The organism is Vibrio sp. 10N.222.49.C9 (assembly GCF_041474985.1).
GTDB lineage: Bacteria > Pseudomonadota > Gammaproteobacteria > Enterobacterales > Vibrionaceae > Vibrio > Vibrio crassostreae_C.
Genome location: NZ_JBFRVD010000480.1, coordinates 1 through 256 on the forward strand (window position 1 = coordinate 1; position 256 = coordinate 256).

1 protein-coding gene is annotated in these 256 nt (G+C 47.7%); it reads right to left on the reverse strand.

Annotation, left to right across the window (positions count from 1 at the left end):
* Positions 1 to 108: 108 nt before the first annotated feature.
* The coding region (locus AB4585_RS24085) for a 4Fe-4S binding protein (RefSeq protein ID WP_372171276.1) at positions 109 to 256 on the reverse strand (148 nt) is incomplete at its 5' end.

The window sequence follows — 256 nt, forward strand, 5'->3', positions numbered from 1 at the left end:
CATTGGGATAGGACTTGCCCACGGGTTTAACTTATTGTTCGAGCCAAAGCGAGACAACCCTAGCTATCAGAAACTGAGGGTCGTCTTAACCAGTGTTGTGTTAACTTCTCACTTGGTGATGCTGGGGCTCTTTGTGCTTACCTGAATTTGCTGTGCTCCGCGTGATTTAAACTCAAATACCTTTGTGGGGCACACTTCAATGCAGCGACCACAACTGATGCAATCTTGGCTCATCACTCTGCGATCCCCCTCTTTA